Source organism: Acetivibrio sp. (assembly GCF_035371925.1).
In the GTDB taxonomy this organism is placed as follows: domain Bacteria; phylum Bacillota; class Clostridia; order Acetivibrionales; family Acetivibrionaceae; genus Hungateiclostridium.
Genome location: NZ_DAORXT010000158.1, coordinates 1 through 3180 on the forward strand (window position 1 = coordinate 1; position 3180 = coordinate 3180).

Sequence of the window (3180 nt, forward strand, 5' to 3'; positions counted from 1 at the left end):
CCCAAGGTAATATCTCACCATATGATATACAAAACTTCCAAATCCCCCTTCCGCCCCTTGAAGTCCAGCAGTGTATTGTCGATAAAATCGAAGCCGAGCGAAGAGTGATAGACAGCCTGCGGGAGATGGTGAAAACCTACGAGGAGAAGATAAAAAAAGTGATTGCTAAGGTGTGGGAGGAGTGATATCTAACTATGATTATCCAGAAATTTTCTGTTAACAATCATCCTATACAAACACTGCTTTCTTGGGTAACAAGTAATGAAATTGCGATTCCGGAAATCCAAAGACCCTTTGTGTGGGATGCTTCAAAAGTGCGGGATTTAATAGATTCACTGTATAAGGGATTCCCCATAGGATATATTATAGCCTGGCAGAACCCAACTGTCAGATTAAAGGATGGTAGTTCATCAAAGGGTAAGAAAATTCTTATTGATGGGCAGCAGCGGATAACCGCATTAATGGCTGCACTTCTGGGAAAAGAAATCATAGATAAGGATTATCAAAGAAAACGAATAGTAATTGCCTTTAATCCTGATGAAATGATGTTTGAAGTATCTAACCCTGCTATTCAAAAGGATAAAAGATGGATTGCTGATATATCTAAAATATTTGCACCGGAGTTCAAGCTTTTAGATAAATTAAAAGAGTATTGTACTAACAATCCTGAAATGAATGAAGAAAAAATATTAAATGCATTTGACTCACTTAAGAGTATTATCAATATTCCCGTAGGTCTTATAGAACTAAGCCCTGAGCTTGAGATTAGTGAAATAACAGAAATATTTATTCGTATCAACTCGTCCGGTGTTACATTAAATCAGGCAGATTTTGCAATGTCGAAGATTGCAGTTGATGAAAAAAATGGCGGTAATCTACTCCGAAAGGCTATAGATTACTTCTGTCATCTGGCGGTAGAACCTGATTTTATTAAACAGTTAAAAGAAAATGACAAAGAATTTACAAGCACAGATTATTTTCAAAAAATGTCATGGTTAAAAGATGATCGTGACGATATATATGACCCTTCTTATACAGATATGCTCAGGGTTTCTTTTACTTCAAAGTTTCATCGTGGTCAACTTCAGGACCTGGTCGCTTTGCTTTCTGGTAGAGATTTTGGAACCCGGCAGTATAAAGAAGAAATAGCAGAAGAAGCATTTAACACGCTACGTGAGGGTGTTCTCAATTTTATGAACGAAACTCATTTTAAAAGATTTGTAATGATTATTCGTTCCGCAGGTTTTATAGATAGTTCGATGATACGTTCTCAAAATGCATTAAATTTTGCCTATATACTTTATTTGACCCTACGAGAATTAAATTATAATCAAGCTAAGATTGAACAACTGGTAAGGAAATGGTTTGTGCTGTCGGTGTTAACAAGCCGTTATTCTGGTTCACCAGAAAGTCAATTTAATATTGACATAAGACGGGTGTATGAACGACCAGAAGAATATATTAACAATGTAATATCTGCCGAATTATCCGACACCTATTGGACAATAGCATTACCACAAAGTATGGATACCTCTGTAGCAAGTAGTCCAATTTTTAATGTGTTTCTTGCCGCACAGGTAAAAATGAACGATAAGGGCTTCCTTTCAAAGGATATTACCGTAAAGGATTTACTAGAATTAAAAGGCGACATTCACCACATTTATCCAAAGAATTACTTAAAAAAGCAGAATTACAATCGAGGAATGTATAATCAAATTGGTAATTATGTTATGGCACAAAGTGAAATAAACATAGCAATAGGCGACAAAGAGCCAGAAAAATATTTTTCAGAATTAAAAAAACAATGCGAAACACAAGCTGCTAAATATGGTGCAATCATTGATATAGAGCAGCTTAAAGAAAATCTAAAAGATAATTGTATCCCAATTACATTATTATATGGTACATCTGTTACATATGAAGATTTTTTAAAAGAAAGAAGATTTTTAATGGCTAATAAAATTAGAAATTACTTTGAATTGCTATAGATGCATGCCTCAGTTAGAGTAATGGGTAAGGATACGGTTGCTTCCCCCTATGGCGTAAATGATCTTTACTCGGATTGAAATTAACGATTACGATTATTAGCTGACTTGATTATGCATACAAATAGCTGTATATTATATGCAGAGGTGTGTATATGCCGTTACTCCAGGTACGAGATTGCCCAGAAGACCTTTACCGTAAGATAACTTATTATGCCAGAAAGCAAAATCGAACAATTGCTCAGCAAGTAATTGTTATTTTAGAAAAAGGACTTGGACAAGATCTTTCCAATATTGAAAGGAGAAAAGAACTCCTTGAAAAAATCAATAGCAGAAATATACCTGAAAGGGTACAAGAATTGGACGATGTAGCCCTCATCAGAGAAGATAGAGATAGATGACAATAGTACTTGATGTAAGTGCCGCAATTCAAATACTCCTCAAAAAGGATAGGAAAAAGTACTTTTCTGAAATATATGAAAAGTCATCATGGGTCATTGCTCCAGATTTGTACATTGCTGAAATCACTAATGTGTTATGGAACTATAATAAGGCTGGAATATTATCAGCTGACGAGTGTCAGCAATATGTTGAAGATGGAGTTGCACTCATAGATGGTTATTTTCAAACTATAGATTTATGGAAAGAAGTGCTTGGTGAAAGCATTAGGTATAAGCATTCTTCTTACGACCTGTTCTACGCAATACTAGCCAGAAGGAATAGCGGTAAGCTAATAACAAATGATAAAGAACTGGAAAATATTTGTAAGAAGATGAAAATAGAATGCAATGGGTAACATCTGTATGGAGCGTAATCGTCATAAACTTTCCGTTAGCGGTATAGCTGGATGAGCTAAGGTTATACGGTAACAGGGTTTCCCGTTCTGGTTCGGAACAGCAAATCGAGATACGTATAGGGTTCGTGGCTATTGACTTTGGCTGTTTAATTGTTACCAACCGTTCCTTTCAGATCCACCGCTTTCTCGGTTTTCCTCTGTTGACTCGTGACCTTAATGGAATCGACATATTTCCTTTTGATATGGTCAGGTGTCTTAGATAGCCTGCGAACCCACGAGACCCTTTTCTACAAACCCATTGATGTGCTTCTACATATCCGTAAACCCAGGACGTGAAAAATTGATAGTTACAATACCCCGAGAAGTGTTTCCAGTAATATTTTGTTGAATGCTTTTTAA

4 protein-coding genes are annotated in these 3180 nt (G+C 35.9%); all 4 read left to right on the top strand.

The window, feature by feature from the left end; genetic code table 11:
• The coding region (locus PLH43_RS13365) for a restriction endonuclease subunit S (protein WP_324363930.1) at positions 1-185 on the top strand (185 nt) is incomplete at its 5' end.
• 9 nt (positions 186-194) lie between these two features.
• A complete protein-coding gene (locus tag PLH43_RS13370; protein ID WP_324363932.1) occupies positions 195-1988 on the top strand; it encodes a DUF262 domain-containing protein in 1794 nt (597 codons plus the stop codon).
• Positions 1989-2140: 152 nt separating this feature from the next.
• Positions 2141-2386 (top strand): hypothetical protein, encoded by a 246-nt coding sequence (locus tag PLH43_RS13375; RefSeq protein ID WP_324363933.1) that lies wholly within the window; start codon positions 2141-2143, stop codon positions 2384-2386.
• A complete protein-coding gene (locus tag PLH43_RS13380; RefSeq protein WP_324363934.1) occupies positions 2383-2781 on the top strand; it encodes a type II toxin-antitoxin system VapC family toxin in 399 nt (132 codons plus the stop codon). Before PLH43_RS13375 ends, PLH43_RS13380 begins: the two co-directional genes overlap by 4 nt.
• Positions 2782-3180: the final 399 nt, after the last annotated feature.